Origin of the sequence: Marisediminicola senii, assembly GCF_011057645.1 — a bacterium.
Lineage (GTDB): Bacteria > Actinomycetota > Actinomycetes > Actinomycetales > Microbacteriaceae > Marisediminicola > Marisediminicola senii.
Map to the genome: position 1 here is coordinate 258,748 of NZ_JAALGE010000001.1, position 15,282 is coordinate 274,029.

At 70.8% G+C, this 15,282-nt stretch carries 12 protein-coding genes; 6 read left to right on the plus strand and 6 right to left on the minus strand.

The genetic code is table 11. From position 1 onward, the window contains the following. Positions 1-6: 6 nt before the first annotated feature. Positions 7-1,044, plus strand: coding sequence for a cytochrome d ubiquinol oxidase subunit II (gene cydB, locus G5S38_RS01225; RefSeq protein WP_165063351.1), 1,038 nt, complete (start codon positions 7-9; stop codon positions 1,042-1,044). Beyond that, positions 1,041-4,469: a thiol reductant ABC exporter subunit CydD gene (gene cydD / locus G5S38_RS01230; protein ID WP_165063352.1), complete on the plus strand. Its 3,429-nt coding sequence runs from the start codon at positions 1,041-1,043 to the stop codon at positions 4,467-4,469. The genes cydB and cydD overlap by 4 nt, the downstream gene beginning before the upstream one ends. Positions 4,470-4,736: 267 nt before the next feature. On the opposite strand, the gene G5S38_RS01235 is transcribed toward cydD, so the two are convergent. Next, the gene (locus tag G5S38_RS01235; RefSeq protein WP_165063353.1) at positions 4,737-6,428 is read right to left on the minus strand and encodes an FAD-dependent oxidoreductase; all 1,692 of its coding nucleotides are present in this window, start codon (positions 6,426-6,428) and stop codon (positions 4,737-4,739) included. After that, positions 6,425-8,443 (minus strand): Na+/H+ antiporter NhaA, encoded by a 2,019-nt coding sequence (gene nhaA, locus G5S38_RS01240; RefSeq protein ID WP_165063354.1) that lies wholly within the window; start codon positions 8,441-8,443, stop codon positions 6,425-6,427. Before nhaA ends, G5S38_RS01235 begins: the two co-directional genes overlap by 4 nt. 155 nt (positions 8,444-8,598) lie before the next feature. On the opposite strand from nhaA, the gene G5S38_RS01245 reads away from it, so the two are divergent. Then, on the plus strand, positions 8,599-9,462 hold the full coding sequence (locus G5S38_RS01245; protein WP_165063355.1) for a helix-turn-helix domain-containing protein: 864 nt from the start codon (positions 8,599-8,601) through the stop codon (positions 9,460-9,462). 45 nt (positions 9,463-9,507) lie between these two features. On the opposite strand, the gene G5S38_RS01250 is transcribed toward G5S38_RS01245, so the two are convergent. Together G5S38_RS01250 and G5S38_RS01255 are read right to left on the minus strand one after the other, a co-directional pair. After that, positions 9,508-10,068, minus strand: a complete 561-nt coding sequence (locus G5S38_RS01250; RefSeq protein WP_165063356.1) for a histidine phosphatase family protein — start codon at positions 10,066-10,068, stop codon at positions 9,508-9,510. Positions 10,069-10,192: 124 nt separating this feature from the next. Continuing rightward, entirely contained in the window at positions 10,193-11,569 is a 1,377-nt protein-coding gene (locus G5S38_RS01255) for an SGNH/GDSL hydrolase family protein (RefSeq protein WP_165063357.1), read from the minus strand. Between the two features lie 328 nt (positions 11,570-11,897). Between G5S38_RS01255 and G5S38_RS01260 the strand changes: the two genes are divergently transcribed. After that, on the plus strand, positions 11,898-12,638 hold the full coding sequence (locus tag G5S38_RS01260) for an SOS response-associated peptidase (RefSeq protein ID WP_165063358.1): 741 nt from the start codon (positions 11,898-11,900) through the stop codon (positions 12,636-12,638). Between the two features lie 181 nt (positions 12,639-12,819). Next, complete coding sequence (locus G5S38_RS01265; protein WP_165063144.1) at positions 12,820-13,107, plus strand: hypothetical protein; 288 nt, start codon at positions 12,820-12,822, stop codon at positions 13,105-13,107. Positions 13,108-13,127: 20 nt separating this feature from the next. Here G5S38_RS01265 and G5S38_RS01270 read toward each other — a convergent pair whose 3' ends face one another. Continuing rightward, entirely contained in the window at positions 13,128-13,535 is a 408-nt protein-coding gene (locus tag G5S38_RS01270) for a DUF5997 family protein (protein WP_165063359.1), read from the minus strand. Positions 13,536-13,620: 85 nt separating this feature from the next. Between G5S38_RS01270 and G5S38_RS01275 the strand changes: the two genes are divergently transcribed. Beyond that, positions 13,621-14,337 (plus strand): substrate-binding domain-containing protein, encoded by a 717-nt coding sequence (locus G5S38_RS01275; RefSeq protein WP_165063360.1) that lies wholly within the window; start codon positions 13,621-13,623, stop codon positions 14,335-14,337. A gap of 9 nt (positions 14,338-14,346) precedes the next feature. Here the strand turns inward: G5S38_RS01275 and G5S38_RS01280 are convergent, their stop codons facing one another. Next, on the minus strand, positions 14,347-15,126 hold the full coding sequence (locus tag G5S38_RS01280) for a hypothetical protein (protein ID WP_165063361.1): 780 nt from the start codon (positions 15,124-15,126) through the stop codon (positions 14,347-14,349). Positions 15,127-15,282 lie beyond the last annotated feature (156 nt).

The following is a 15,282-nucleotide window of genomic DNA, read 5'->3' on the forward strand; positions in this document are numbered from 1 at the left end:
ACCGACATGGACATCCTCCCCACCATCTGGTTCATCGCGATCGCGGCCCTCTGGATCGGCTACTTGCTCCTCGAGGGATTCGACCTCGGCGTCGGTATGCACCTGTTCCTCACGGCCCGCGGCGATCGCCAGCGTCGCGTGATGATCAACACCATCGGCCCGGTCTGGGACGGCAACGAAGTGTGGCTCATCACCGCGGGTGCCGCGACGTTCGCCGCGTTCCCGTTCTGGTACGCGTCGCTGTTCTCGACCCTCTACATCCCGCTCACCCTCGTGCTGCTCGGCCTCATCTTCCGTGCCGTGTCGATCGAGTGGCGCGGCAAGGGCCGCACTCCACGCTGGGCGAGGAGGTGGGATATCGCGATGGCGGCCGGCTCCTTCGTGAGCGCGTTCGGTGTCGGCGCGATGCTCACCCTCACGACGACCGGCCTCCCCATCGACGCTGACGGCAACCGGGTGGGCGGCCCGTTCGCGTGGCTCACCGGCTACGCGGTGCTCGGAGGCTTCGCGGTGGTCGGGTTCTGCCTCATCCACGCCGCGATCTTCCTCGCACTCAAAGCCGACGGCCCGGTGCGCGCGGCCGCCAGAACGTTCGCCGTTCGCTGGAGCCCGATCGCCCTGCTGCCCATCGTTGCGTGGGTGCTCATCATGCAGCTTCGCAGCGGCACCGTCGTCACGTGGACCCTGGTCGCGGTGGCCGTCCTGGCGGTGCTGTTCGCGTGGCTCAACGCCCGCGCCGGGTTCGAGGGACGCGCCTTCGCCGGTACGGCGGTCTTCCTCATCGCGGGTGCGGCGTCGATCTTCGCCGCGGCATACCCCGTCGTGCTCCCGTCGACCATCGACCCGGCATTCGACCTCACCGTCGCGAACGCGGCGAGCGGTTCGTACACGCTCACCGTGATGACCTGGGTCGCCGCATTCGGTCTCCCGGTCATCATTGCCTCCCAGGTGTGGACGTACTGGGTGTTCCGCCACCGGGTCAGCGAGAAGCACATCCCGCTCGCCCATGTCTTCACGGCTGCGGTGCGGCCGCAGGGAGAATGAACCGGCTGCTGCCCGCGGGCCTCGGCGCGTACGGCACGCGCGCGATGTGGGTTCTCGGTGCACTCGGTGCGCTGAAGGGCCTGGCGATCGTGGTCATCGCGGAATCGGTGGCCAGGGGCATCGTCGCCGTGATCGACGGCTCAGACGCGTGGCGCATCGCCGTGGCATCCGGAATCATCGCGGCCATCGTGCGCGGCGCGGTCTCGTGGGCGACCGGAGCGTACGCTGCCCACGCGGCCATCGGCACCAAGGAGCGCCTGCGGCACGACCTCACCGACCGCGCTATGGCGGGCGGCACCGGCCCCGTGGGCTCGCTCGCAACCCTGGCCACCCACGGGCTCGACGACCTCGACCACTACTTCGCCCGGGTGCTGCCCGCGGTGGCCACCACCGCGACCGTGCCGCTGATCGTCGGCACACGCATCCTGGCCGCCGACTGGGTGAGCGCACTCGTGATCGTGCTCACCGTTCCGCTCATCCCCATCTTCATGGCGCTGATCGGACTCGAGACTAGGGACAGGGTGGATGCCGCATCCGCCGCCCTCGCGAGGCTCTCCGACCACCTCGTCGAACTGGCCCGCGGCCTCCCGGTCCTCGTCGGCCTCGGCCGTGTCGACGAGCAGTCCGCCGCGCTGGATCGCATCTCGCGCGACTACCGAACGCGCACCATGGCGACCCTGCGCACGGCATTCCTGTCGTCGCTCGCCCTCGAGCTGATCGCGACGATCTCGGTGGCCGTCGTCGCGGTATTCATCGGGTTCCGGCTCGTCGACGGGTCGATGCCGCTCGAGATCGGGTTGCTCGTGCTCGTGCTCGCACCGGAATGCTACGCGCCGTTCCGAGACGTGGGCACCGCATTCCACGCGGCGAGCGATGGGGTGGCCGCGGTCGACCGCGCAACCGCGGTGATCGAGTCGACTGCCCCGGTGCCGGTGCCGGTGCCGGGCATGGCTGGGGTCGCTGGCGCCTCTGGCGTGAGCGTGCGCGGGCTGACAGTGACGCGTGACGACCGCGGGCGCGTCGTCGGACCGCTCGACGTCGACCTGCCGGTGACCGGCATCACCGCGCTCGCCGGGGCGAGCGGTCGCGGCAAGACGACGGTGCTGCGAGTGCTCGCGGGCCGGCTGGGCCGCGGTGACGGCGTGCGGGTGGCCGGAAGCGTGTGCGGGATCGGGGCCGGCGATGTGGCCTGGGCGTCGCAGCATCCATCGACCGTCAGTCCGACGGTTGCCGACGAGGTGCGGCTCTACGGTGCGAGCGATGCCGCGGCGGTGCTGCACAGATTCGAACTCGGGCACCTCGCCGGCAGCGACCCCGCGCAACTCAGCCCCGGCGAGTTGCGCCGGCTCGCGATCGCCCGCGTGGTGGCGCGGGTCGAGGGTGGGGCGCGGGTCGTGCTGCTCGACGAGCCGACGGCGCACCTCGATGATCGCTCCGCAGCTCTGGTCGAGCGGGAGATCCGGATGCTGGGCGCGGTCGCCACCGTGCTCGTGGCGAGCCACGAGGGGTCGGTGATCGCGCTCGCCGATCACGTCGTCTGGCTGGGGGATGCTGCGGCGGGGCGCGCGGCGGGCCACAGGACCGGGGGGCTCGACGGCAGACGCCTCGAGGCCGGCGTTCGTGCCGACGACACTGTGGCGCCCGGCACTGATCGTGCACTCGCCCGCGGCCACCTCGACCATGACGCCACCATCCATCCCGGCATCGCCACGGCACCCGCGGTCTCGCCGATCCGCATCCTCACCACCCTCTTCGCTCCCACGCTGCCCCGGCTGCTCGGCGCGGTCGCACTCGGCACGCTCGCGGCGCTGTTCGCCGTCGCCCTCACCGCGGTATCGGGCTGGCTGATCGTTCGGGCGAGCCAGCAGCCCGCGATCATGTACCTGATGGTGGCGATCGTCGGTGTGAGGTTCTTCGGCATCGGACGCTCCGTCATCCGCTACGCCGAGCGGCTGCTCACACATGACACCGTGTTCCGCTCGGTCGCGTCGTTGCGGGCCCGACTGTGGCGCGGGTTCGCCACCCTGGGGCCTTCCTCGCGGGTGCTCTCGCAGGGGGGCCGTGCGCTCGACTACCTGGTCACCGCGGCCGACGCGATCCGCGACCTCGTTCCCCGCGTGCTGCTGCCCCCGCTCGTCGGTCTCGCCACCGCGGCGAGCGCAGTCGTGGCGTTCGCGATGATCGCTCCCGCGACAGTGCCGGTATTGCTCGGATGCCTCGCGGTCAGCCTCATCGGCGGACCCGCGCTCGCGCTGCTTGCCGACCGTCGCGCCAGCCGCCTCGGACTCGCCGTCCGGTCGCAGTCCATCCGCGGTATCACCCGGCTGATCGGCGCCGCAGACGACCTGCGCGCGAACGGCGTCGACGGTGCGGCGCGCGCGGCGCTCGACGACCTCGACCGGCGGGCAGGCGATTACGCACGACGCGGGGCGTTCGCGCTGGGGCTCGGACAAGGTCTCGTGGTCGCGACCGGGGGAGTGGGCGCGATGCTCGTGCTCGCGGCATCCGTGGCCCCCGTCGGGTCTGGGGCGATCGCACCCGAGCTCGTCGCGGTTCTGGTTCTCGTGCCGCTCGCGCTCGTCGACCCGCTGCTCTCGGTGGTCGACGCGGTGCAGCAGTGGCCGACCCTGCGCGGCGCCCTGCGGCGGGTGGGCGAGCTCGAGGGTCAGGTGCCGGTGCCGCCCCGACTCATGGTCGCGGCCCCGGCGACGCGGGCACGGTCACTTGGGCCGGTCGTGTCACTCGACCTCGACCACGTGTCGGTACGGTGGCCGGGCGCTGAGGCCCCCGCGGTGATGGATGCCACGGCCCACGTCACCCGCGGCCAGTGGCTCGTCGTCAGCGGCCCCTCCGGTTCTGGCAAGTCGACACTGCTCTCGATGCTGCTCGGGCACCTGCCGGTCGACGCGGGTCGCTATCGGCTGGGCGGTGTTGAAACGGGCGGTGTCGACGCGGGCGACCTCGGTGCCGAGGAACTTCGACAGCACGTCGCCTGGTGTCCGCAGGAGTCGCACCTGTTCGACTCGACCCTGCGGGGCAACCTGATGCTCGGGCGCCCGCGCGACGATGCCACCGCGGAAGCCGACCTCGTCGGGGTGCTGCACCGGGTCGGTCTCGGCGCCCTGCTCACACGGCTACCGCTCGGGCTCGACACTCCCGTCGGCCCCTCGGGCGCATTCCTGTCGGGAGGCGAGCGGCAGCGGGTCGCGGTCGCGCGCACCCTGCTCACGCGCGCCGACGTCGTACTGCTCGACGAGCCGACCGCCCACCTCGATGCGGAGGCGGCCGAGGCAATGTTGGCCGACCTGCGGAGCGCCCTCGCCGACCGCATCGTTGTGCTCGTCACCCACCACCTCGACGAGGTCGACGACGCGGACGTGCACCTCGATCTCGGGGTGCGGCCCCGGCAGCTCGTGAATGACTAGTCCCGGCGCTTTCATCATTCAGGAAGTGGTGGTGGGTGCGGAACAGTGCTCACTGGGGGAATGACTGCTGCGGCAGCATCCATTGCTCGAGATCTCTGACTCGGGCGAATTCTTCCTGAATTCTTCGCAACTGCGGCCAATCGTTCCTGAATGCCGCACAACTGCAGCGCACCGGCTCCTGAATGCTGCGCACCTGCAGCGCACTGGTTCCTGAATGCTGCAAGCCCGCAGCGCACTGGTTCCTGAATGATGAAAGTCAGCCCACCCTCAGCCGGCCAGCGCGCGGTGCACGGATGCCACGGCGCTCGAGCCTTCGCCGACGGCCGCCGCGACGCGCTTCATCGATCCGCGACGCACGTCACCCGCGGCGAAGATGCGCGGAACCGAGGTCTCGAACGGCAGCGGTTCCCGCCCGAGCGGCTGCCAGTCCGCGAGCAGCTGCGTGCCGATGTCGGTGCCGGTGCGGATGAACCCGTCGGCGTCGCGGTCGAGGCCTTCCAGCCACGAGGTCGCGGGCTCGGCGCCGATGAAGCAGAACAACCCGCGCGCATCGACCTCCCCGACGCTGTCGATCGTCACCCGCTCGAGCGACTCGCCGCCGTCCAGCGCCACCACGGTCGACCTGGTGTGCACCTGCACGCGCGGATCCTCGCGCAACCGGTCGACGAGATACGACGACATGCGTGCCCCGACGTCGTTGCCGCGCACGACGAGGCGCACGTCGCATCCATTCGCGGCCAGGTACAGCGACGCCTGTCCGGCCGAATTGGCCCCGCCGACGACGACCACGGGGGAGCCCGCCACCTGCCGCAGCTCGAGCTGCGTCGCGGCGTAGTAGATTCCCGACCGTTCGAAGTCGGCCCACCGGTCGAGCTTGAGGGTGCGGTAGGCGGCCCCCGAGGTGACGATCGCGGTTCGGGCATGGATGACGCGGCCGTCCGACAGCGTCAGCTCGAGTTCGTCGCCCGTCGACCGCAGCCCCGCGGCCTCGCACGGTGCATAGACCCGCACCCCGAACTTCAGCGCCTGCAGGCACGCCTGGCCGGTGAGCGCCCCGCCGCTGACACCGAACGGGAACCCGAGGAAGTTCTCGATCCTGGATGTCGCGGCCGCCTGACCCCCGGGCGCCAGGGCGTCGAGCAACACCGTGCTCAGACCCTCGGACGCCCCGTAGATCGCGGCGGCGAGCCCGGCCGGACCCCCGCCGATCACCACGAGGTCGACCACGTCGTTGGCCTGCGCCTGGTAGCTGAGGCCCAGTCGCTCGGCGACGAGGCCCGGGGTCGCGTTCGGCATCGGCTCGCCCTGGATGAACGCGACCGGGAGGTCCTCGGTGGTGAGGTCGTGTCCTGGCAGGGCAGCGATGTCGCCCGGTGCCAGTTCGACCGCGAGGTGCACGAGGTCGAGTCGCTCGGCGAACCGGCGCAGCGACATCAGCTCGCGCGAACCCTCGGTGCCCACGAACTTGAGGGTCATCGCGGCCGGACCCCTGCGCAGCGCCTCGCGGCGGGCCCACAGCGCGTGCAAGATCACGTCGCCGAGTTCGTCGTCCTGCTGCATGATCCGCCGCAGCACGGTCCGGGAGATGCGGGTCATGCGCCCGGCCTGCGTCGCCCGCGCCGAGAGCAGCGCCCCCTGCCCGTTGAGCAGGCCGAGCTCGCCGACGAACGAACCCGGGCCGGCCAGCGCGATGCGCGTCTCCGGCAGCCAGCCTAGGGAATCACGCACGATCTCCACCTCGCCCGACGCCACCAGGATGAGGTCGTATTCGCGGTCGCCGGAGCGGAACAACGCTTCGCCGACCGCCACGTCCTGCGCGTCGCCGAACGCCAGCAGGCGCTGCCACTGCGCGTCGGTCAGCGCCGGATGCTGCTCGGCCCCGCCCCCCGCCTCCCTTTCCGCTTGCCTGGTCGCCTCGGTGGCCTGCGCAGCGTCGATGTGGCCGTCGATCGTGGTCATGGTCGTGCCTCCGGTGTCGTGGGTGCGGGCTGCGTGTCGGCGCGACCCGGGTTCTCGGGGTGGTCGTGCTGGTCGGGGTGCTGGGGGCGCTCCCGCTGCTCGGGCTGCTCGGGGTGCACGGGCTGCTCGGGGTGCTCGGGGTGCTCCTGCTGGCCGGTCTGCTCCAGCGCGCGGATCAGCGATTGCGCGTCGTAGTTGCCGCGGTGCCGGCGGCCGTTGATGAACAGGGTGGGAACCGACGTGATGCCCATCGCCTCGGCGTCGAAGATGTCGTCCTGCACCCGGCTCGTCACGTCGGGGGAGCGCAGGTCGCGTTCGAAACGCTCGACGTCGAGGCCCAGCCGCTCGGCCAGCCGCACGATGTCAGACGGCCGCTGGTTCTCCTGGTCGGCGAACAGACCGCGCTCGAACTCGAAGAACATGCCCTGCAGGGCGGCCGCCTCGGATGCCTCGGCGCCCGCCACCGCGTTGGGGTGCACGTCGGGCAGCGGAGCATGCCGCCAGACGTACCGCAGGCGGTCGCCGAGCTGCTCGTAGACCTCCTGGATCGAGCCGGACGCCTTGAGGCAGAACCCGCACTGGAAGTCGCCGTATTCGACGATCGTGAACGGGGCATCGACCGCCCCGTACACGTGGTCGCGGGCCGGGTCGACCGGGCGCGCGAGGGTCAGCCCGGTCTCGTGCGCCGGGCGGATCATGTCCACCAGTCGAAAGATCAGCGTCGCCAGCAGCAGGGCGATCACGGATGCCGCCAGCACCCCGACGCGGGCCTCGTTCTGGGCGGATGCGTCGTCGATTGCGATATCGACGATGAACAGTGAGATCGTGAACCCGATTCCGCACAGCGCGGCCCCGCCGGCGACGCGGTCGAGCCGGAGTCCCGCCCCGAACTCCCCGACCCGCAGCGCCCGTAGCGCGGCGGCGGCGCCGAACACCCCGACGAACTTGCCGACCACGAGGCCGACGACGATTCCCCAGGTGAGCGGCGACCGGATGGCCGCCGCGAGGATCTCGGGGGTGACCATCACGCCGGCGTTGGCGAGCGCGAACAGCGGCAGGATGACGTAGGCGACGAACGGTGCGTATGACGATTGCAGGCGCTCGTTGATCGAGATCGACTCGCGGAGACTGTTCGCGGCCGCGCGCGCGAACTCGGTGTTGGGTGACTGCCGGAAGGTGCGCGCCAGTTCGAGCGCGTGTTCCACGTCGCGCCGGTCTGGCCGGTACACCGGAACGAGGAGGGCGATGGCCACCCCGGCGAGGGTCGGGTGCACGCCAGAGGCGAGGAATGCGAACCACACGATGATCGCGAGGGTCGCGTAGACCGGACCACGACCGCCCCGCAGGTAGCGGGTGAGGTACACCCCGACCAGGCCGATCGCCGCGACGACCAGGGGCATCGGGGTGAAGCCCTCGGTGTAGACGAGGGCGATGATGCTCAGCGCTCCGATGTCGTCGACCACGGCGAGCGCCAGCAGGAACACCCGCAGGCGCCCCGGAACCCGTGGCCCGATCAGCGCCAGCGCCCCGACCAGGAACGCGGTGTCGGTCGAGATCACGATGCCCCACGCGCCCGCGTGCCCGGAATCCCGGGCGATGAACAGGAACAGCAGTGCCGGGATCACGAGTCCCGCGATTGCCGCGACCACGGGGACCACGGCCCGCGACCAGCTGGTGAGCTCGCCGATCGCGAACTCGCGGCGCACCTCGAGGCCGACGGTGAAGAAGAACACCGCCATCAGGGCGTCATTGACCATGGCGTGCAGGGTGAAGTCGAGCTGGATGTCGCCGACCCCCACGGTCAGGTGGGTGTCCCACAGCGCTTCGTAGGATGTGGGAAGGGCATTGGCCCAGATGATGGCGATGGCCGTCGCGACGAGCAGGATCAGGGCGCCGATCCGGTTCTGGCCGACCGTGCGGATGCGGTCGGCGATGGATCGGGTGGTGCGCGACCGTGCGCCCGACTGCTCGGGGCCCGGCTGCGGGGAACGTGCGGTGACGGTGAGGTTGGACACGGGTGACGTCCTTCGGGCTGGCGTGATTCGGGAGATCGTCCTCGCCCCCCGGATAGTCGAACACCGGGCCTTCTCCTCCGGGAGACTCGGACGCACCACGGGTTGCTACAACCGTGGGTCGCGCCGGTCCACTCGGCGTGGGGAGACTGGCGGGCATGCCAGCCAATGAGCCACTCCGCGAATTCCTGCGTGCCCGGCGATCCCGGGTTCGTCCAGACGAGGCCGGTATCCCGGCCGGGGTGACGGTGCGGCGGGTGGCCGGCCTTCGACGCGAGGAGGTCGCGCAGCTCGTCGGCGTGAGCGTCGACTACTACACGCGGTTCGAGCAGGGACGGGTCTCCCCGTCGGGAGCCATCCTGGAGCGGGTCGGCGCCGCCCTGCACCTGGGGGCGGATGGCGTTGCGCACCTCGGGGCCCTGGTGCGCGGTGGTGACGTGAACGGTGGCAGCGCGCGGGGTGGTGGCGCGCGCGGTGTCTCCGCGGGCTCGCAGACCGTCCGTGCCGAGCTGGGCTGGATGCTGGACTCGATGCGGGCGCCGGCGTTCGTCGTGGGCCGCGGCCTGGTCGTGGCCGCCAGCAACGAGGGCGCCCGCAGGCTGCTGCCCGGCCTGCCCGGCACGGCCGGCGCGCTCGAGTCGTCTGAAGCCGACCGTTCGCTCGCGCGGTGGGTGTTCCTCGACCCCGATTCGCGGCACCTGATTGTCGACCATCGAGACGTGGCCCGCGACGTCGTGGCCGCGCTGCACCGGCAGCGGGCACTGTTCGCCGACGACGGCACCATCGGTGCGCTGGTGCTTGAGCTGTCGGCAGGGTCGACGGAGTTCTCGGGGCTGTGGGCCGAGTTCGACGTGGTGCAGCGGCGGCGCGGGTACCGGGCGCTGCGGCATCCACTCGTCGGAGACCTGACGGTCTCGTTCGAGTCGTTCGCCATCGCCGAGACCGACGACCAGGCGCTCATCGTGGTCGCTGCGGAACCGGGGTCACCGTCGGCGGACGCCCTCGCCCGGCTTACGGGCTGACCGGGCGGGTGACCGGGTAGCCGTGACTGCCGCGGGTCGGCATAGTCAGGCGGGAACGTTGTCCACGCTCTCGACGACCCAGCCCGAGCGGGTCAGCGCGATGTCGCTCCAGCTGCCGGTCGGCATGGCGAGCCCGGTGCGGCTCGGGTCGATGAACTGCAGCACGGGCCGGATGACCGCATCGTGGGTGACGATCGCGACCGGGGCGCGGTGCCTGATGACGTCATCGAGGGCCGGTAGCACGCGGGCGAGCACCCTGTTCGTCGACTCGACGCCCGGGGCGCGGTCGATGCTTCCCCAGCGCGAGACCACCTCGCTGGTGAGGTGCCCCGTCCACGAGCCGTAGTCCCGGTCGTTCAGCCGGTCGTCGGTGTGCACGGCGACCGCCGCGGCCCGCGCGACGATATGGGCGGTCTGCTGCGCGCGGTCGAGCGGGCTGCAGACCACCGCGGTGATTCCCGCGCTGGCGAGGGCCGCGCCCAGGCGGGTGGCTTCGGCGATGCCCGCGTCGTCGAGCGGCGGGTTCGCGAGGCCGCGCAGCCTGCCCTCGGCGTTGAGGGCGGTGCGTCCGTGCCGCGCCAGCAGCAGGTGGGATGCCTCGGTCACGGTGTCCTCCTTCGCGCTGCGGGTGCCGCGGCATCCATCACCGTGCCCACGGCCGCCGCATGCAGCACCATGGTGGCCACCTGCCGAGGCGGGGACAACCGCTCGATAGAGGATTCTCTGCGAGTTAGAGCGCGAGCTCCCGGCCGTCTGACGCGGTGTGGTCCGTCGTGTCGGGCGCGTGGTCGTGCGCCAGCTGGATGCCCGCGCCCCCGGTGAGCGGGTGCGCGAGGCCGATCACGGCGTCGGGCAGGTCGGGGAGGAATCGCCAGAGTTCTGTTCGCGCGAATTCGGCGAGGTGCGCCGCGGCGTCGGTGTCGATGTCGTCGGCGCGGATGCGGGGCTGCGAGTCGACGATGCAGACCGACCCGACGATCGTGCCGGAGGCGTCCTCGATCGGAAAGCCGGCGTAGAACCGTGCCCAGGGTGCGGCGCGACCGGCGAGGAACTCGCGGAATGCCGGGCTGGCCTGCAGATCGGGACTCACCACTGGCTCGGAGCCACGATCGGTGAGCAAGCGCACGACGTCGGCGCGCAGCGAGGTGTCGTCAGTGCCCAGGGCGCGTTCGACCTCGCGGAGCCGGTCGAAGTCGACGATCGACAGCAGCGCGGAGCCGGCAGGGATCATGTTGCACGCGAGTGCGACGACGAGGTCGAGCGGGTAGGCGTCGGGGTGTTCGGCGGCGGCGAGGGGCAGCATTCCCGGGGGCACGTGGCGGGTGTGGGCGCTGGCGCGGCGAACGCTTCGCCGGTCGCCGTCGGGATGGTATCGCAGGGCGAGCAGCGGAACGAGGTGCTCGGCGAGCGCTTCGCCCCAGCGCGAGTAGTCGTCGGCGGTGGGGTGCTCGCCGTCGCGAACCGCCCCGCAGACCGGGAGGTCGATGTAGGTGACCCTGGCCATGCCGCGGGTCAGTGACTGGGTCTCGCGGTTCAGCAGTACGCGGTGGCGTTCGGCAATCCGGCCGAAGAGGGTGTCGACCCACGACGCACCAGATACCGGCTGGATGCCGACGACGACGACCTCGATGTCAGCGGCCGCCTGGTCGACGAGCGAGACAAGCAGCCGCTCCATGCCGTCGTGCCACACCCTCGCCGGGGTGAGGTCGAAGATGTCGGTGTCGCCGAGCGCGAGGATGATCGCGTCGAAGCGTGCCAGGTCGTGGTCGGCAGCCCTGGCCAGTGCCAGCGCGGGATTCATGGCGGTGTCGGCGGCGAGGGTGACGTGGCTGCCGCGTCCCGTGCGGGTCGCGACCGCGCGCGCGAGGGCGCCGGGCAGGGCATGGTCGTGGGATGCCACCCCGAGGCCGACGGCGGATTCGGAACCGAGCACGAGGATGCGGTCGGCGTCGTGGCCCGCGACGCTCGCTACGGCGGGGTCGTCGGGGCGGAGGGCGCCCGCCATGATGCGTGCCCGAGCGGCGCGGGCGAGCCTCGCGATGGGGTTGGAGAGAGCTGAGCGTCGTGACGAACCGCGCACGATGGCCTCCTGAACGGCCTGGCCCACGATGGGGGCCGACGATTGCCGGTCTCTTCCTGGTGGCCCCGTGCAACAGAACGTGCACGGGGTGTACCGGAAGAGTAAGGCGGGCCGACGACAAATGCCAGTCGGGTGGTGCCCCAGTTCGGGGAGGAGCAACCTCGGCGCTGGCCGGATCCGAAGATCGACAGCCAGCGCCAGGAGGGTCCGAAAAAGGGGGATGATTCGGTGCCCCGGTTGTTCGCCGCTGGGGGGAGCGGCGAATCGCAACCATAGCACGACTGAGGACAGACAAGTCGGTATGTCCTCAGATCGGTAAATTCGGGTGTCGGGGGCGAGGGGCAGAATGAGCAGCATGTGCGGACGCTTTGCTGTCGACAAGTCGACCAACGACTACCTTGAAGGGCTGGTCGATGAGCACGGGCCGGGTGCGATCCGTGACTGGCAGCAGTATTGGCCGCCGAATTACAACGTCGCGCCGACCGACCAGGTGGCGGTGGCGCGCGAGGTCGACGGGGTGCGATCGATCGCCGGAGTGCGATGGGGAATGGTCAGTCCGTCGTCGCGCACCTTCGGTGGCGGCAAGCCGGTGATCAACGCGCGCATCGAGACGGTGGCGACGAATGGCCTGTTCACGCGCTCGTTCGCCACCCGTCGCTGTGTCGTTCCTGCCCTGGGGTACTACGAGTGGCAGCAGCGCGACGACGGCAAGCAGCCGTTCTTCATTCGACAGCGGGGCGGTGAGCCCATGGGGCTCGCGGGCATCGTGGGCGCGTGGCGGGACCGGAGCAGAGACGACGACGATCCGGACGCGTGGCGGTTGTCGATGTCGATCATCACGCTCGATGCCCACGTGACGCCCGGCGAGGTGCACGACCGCATGCCCGCGTTCCTGCACCCGGAGGCGGTCGACGACTGGCTCGGCGACACCCTCGCGACACCCGACCTGCTGCGGCTGCTCGACGGGTCGTCGGCGGCGATGGCCGACACCCTCGAGTTCTACGAGGTCTCCCGGTCGGTCAACAAGGTGCAGGTCTCGAAAGGCGTGCCGAACAACGGGCCCGAGCTCATCGAGCCGGTTGCTGCGGCGGGGTAGCGCCGGCTGTCGGCCGCCCGGGTCGCAGTCTGCGATGCACGGGGGCGGTAGCTGAGTGCGCAGCGGCGGGGTGGGGATGATACCCACATCTCCTGCGCCGTCGAGGGGTGCGGCAGCGGTACCCGTCGACCTAGCGTTGACCGCGGACGCCACACGAGCGGCCAGAATCCAGTGAGGAACTATGTCTGACATCAGTGCCGTGCCCGAGAGCGAAGAGCTCCGCAATGCCACCACGAACACCGCCGCAAGCGAGCGTGACGTCCAGGCGTCGCAGGACGAAGAGGTCACCGACAGCGCGACGGCAGCAGAGAGCGACGTCGACGACAGCCAGGTGCAGGTCCTGCCCGGCACCGGCGGACCGGACGACGTCGGCGAGATCGAGGTCGACCCGAGCGAGCTGAACCTCAGCGGCGACTCAATCCCCGGGCACCCGAAGCCGGGCAGCCCCGAAGACACCGCGAGCAACTAGCGGTTCCGGCCGGCGGATCTCTAGTCGCGGGCCCGCTGTTCGGCGAGGGAGCGCTTGGCTGCGGCATCCGCAGCGATTCGCTCCTTCTCCGCCCGCACCTCGGCCTGGGTGGCGCGTTCCTGCACGAGCCACGCCGGCGGCGCCTCGAGCAGCGCCTTGATCTGCGCGGTGGTCAGCGGCTCGGTCACCTCGCCACGGGCGAGCCCGCTGATCGAGACACCGAGCTTGCCAGCGACGACGGGGCGTGGGTGCGGCCCCTCGGCGCGAAGGGTCACGAGCCACTCCGGCGGGTTCGCGTTGAGCTCGTTGAACTCGGCACGCGTGATCGCGGATTCCTGAAACTCCGGCGGTGCCGACGGCAGGTGGATTCCGAGCTTCTTCGCCGCGGTTTCGGCCTTCATCGTCTGGGGTGTCTTCGCCGGTGTCATCAGGCCAGCGTAGCCACTACCGCCCGGTGCAATAGCCTGTAGGCGCTGCGGGAGTGCCGCTGTGGATGCCGGAGGCGCCGTGTCGATGACCGAGGGGCAGCCCTTCACGATCGCTGCCGTGCCCGGCGTCACGCCCACGAAATGGACGCGGGCCTGGGAGCAGCGCCGCCCCGAATGGCCCCTCGCCGTCACCCGCACCGCCCAAGCCGCGCAGCTCGATGACGTGCGCGCGGGCCACGCCGACATCGCGTTCGTTCGGCTGCCCATCGACGACGACGCTTCGCTGAGCGTCATCCCGCTCTACGACGAGCAGCCGATGGTGGTCGTCTCGCAGGATCACGTGATTGCCGCGCTCGATTCGGTGACCATCGCAGACCTGGCCGACGAGTCGCACATCGGCGGCGACTGGGCCGAAGCGGTCGAGGTGGTCGCGGCCGGTGCAGGGGTCGTCGTCATGCCACAGTCTGTCGCGCGCCTGCACAGTCGCCGCGACGTCGTGGCGAAGCCGGTGATGGATGCCACCGCCACGCGCATCGCGCTGGCCTGGGTCTCGGCGCGCACCACCGACCGCGTGGAGGAGTTCGTCGGAATCGTGCGGGGCCGCACCGCCGCCAGCTCACGTGCGACCGCCCCGGAGGCGGGCCCCACGATCGCCGTGGACTCCCGCAAGCCGAAGAAGGGCGCCACCGGCAAGGGTGTCGCGGGCTCCGGTGCTGCGGGCCGCGGCGAGAAGAAGCGCGCCCCGCAGTCTGCGGCAGACGCGCGCCGGCAGGCGAACCTCCGCAAGCGGCGCATGCGCTGAGGCGCCGCGCTACTCCTCGGGTGACCGACGGTCGGGCGCGCGCCCGCTCGAGCGTTCCGCCACCGCGAGGGAGCGCTCGGCGAGGCGACGCTGCACGCTGGCCTGCGCGTCGTCGATCAGCTGCTGGTCGAGGTGCGGGTTCTCGTGGTCGTTGCGGCCGTGGTGCTTCTCGATGTACTTATCGAGCGCCGGCCCCGACTCCCACGACGTGATGAGCGAGTAGCGGGGTTCCGGTCCCTTGTGCCACACGGCGTGCCAGAACCGCTGGGTGTCGACGATGATCTGCGAGCCCGCGGGCAGCGGAATGCGGATCTCGGTCGACGGGTCGAAGCGGTCTTCGCGCAGCGTCATGAACGAGTCGGGGTCGTCGCTGAGGTTGAAGAACGCCCGAACGATCCACCCGCTGCCGTCGGGGTTGAGGCGGTTGTTGTCGTCCTGGTGCAGGTTGTAGATGGTGTTCGCGTACTCGTTCGGCTGCAGCTCGATCACGCGGCACCGGCCGACGTTCGCGCCCGGCTCCTGGGCGCGGGCGGTGAGGCGGGGTGCGGCGGACACCTGCGACTCGATCCAGACGCCGTCCTTGTCGGTGCGCGGCGGCGTGTAGTTCCAGAACCCGTTGACCTCCAGGTCGCCCGCGGCGCTGGTCAGCGGGGCGAACCGGGTGATGCCCGACGACTTCCAGTCGACGAACTGGAGGTCTGTCCACTCCTGCGGGTCCTGCGCCTGGTCGTAGGGATCCAGGATCACGAAGCCCTTCTCGTCGATCAGCGAGGACTTGATGTAGCTCATCGTGACAGTGCGCCTTCCGTCCGGGAATCAGCCCAGTCGAGCAACTCGACTTAGGTCACCCTAACAGCGTCGTTCTCCCGGGGTCGTCGGATGAGATGGATGCCACGGCAGACGCCTGCGGGCGCCCCGACCCGCGCACCCACAGATCGGCGCTGG